Here is a 936-nt window from a genome sequence, read left to right as displayed (position 1 = left end):
CACGCTGCATGACGTCATGGATCTTGCCGCGACCTATTTCGCGGAGACGCTGGCCTCGCGCGTCGGCGCGAAAGCGCGCGGCTATCTCGCCGACCGCGCCATCTCGCCGGCGACGCAGTTGCAGTTCCGCCTCGGCTATGCCTCGCCCGATCGCTTCGCGCTGAAGGAGCATCTCGGCAAGCTCGGAATCTCCGTCGAGGACATGGTCGAGACCGGGCTTTTGGTGGCCGGCGACGACATTCCCGTTCCCTACGACCGCTTCCGCGACCGCGTGATGTTTCCGATCACGGACCTGCGTGGCCGCGTCATCGCCTTCGGCGGGCGCGCGCTGGAGAAGGACGTTCCGGCCAAGTACCTGAACTCGCCGGAGACGCCGCTCTTCCACAAGGGCGACAATCTCTACAACCACCAGACCGCGCGCAAAGCCACCCATGACGGCAGCGTGCTGGTCGTGGTCGAGGGCTATGTCGACGTCATCGCGATGGTGACCGCGGGCTTTGCGGGCGCCGTCGCGCCGCTCGGCACCGCGCTCACCGAGAGCCAGCTCGCGCTGCTCTGGAAGATGGCGGACGAGCCGATCCTCTGCTTCGACGGCGACCGCGCGGGGCAAAAGGCAGCGTATCGCGCTGCCGATCTCGCGCTGCCCTTCCTCGCACCCGGCAAGAGTCTTCGTTTCGCGCTGCTGCCGGAGGGGCAGGACCCCGACGATCTCGCCCGCTCCGGGGGCCGCGGCGCGATCGAGGAGGTGATCGGAGCTGCCCGTCCGCTCGCCGACATGATCTGGTCGCGTGAGCTCGAAGGCGGCAATTTCGCCACCCCCGAACGCCGCGCCGCGCTGGAAGCGCGCATCAAGGAGCTGACGGGCGGCATCCGCGACGAGGTGGTGCGGCGCTATTATCGCGACGAATTCGTCGAGCGGCTGCAGCGCGCCTTTGC

Annotated in this window: 1 protein-coding gene; it reads left to right on the top strand. The window is 68.2% G+C overall.

The window, feature by feature from the left end:
* The coding region (gene dnaG, locus MOV75_RS39740; RefSeq protein ID WP_247008311.1) for a DNA primase at positions 1-936 on the top strand (936 nt) is incomplete at both ends.

This window comes from Bradyrhizobium sp. PRIMUS42, assembly GCF_023006515.1.
Lineage (GTDB): Bacteria > Pseudomonadota > Alphaproteobacteria > Rhizobiales > Xanthobacteraceae > Bradyrhizobium.
Note: the sequence above shows the minus strand (reverse complement) of the source record. Positions and strands in the feature narration are given on the sequence as shown.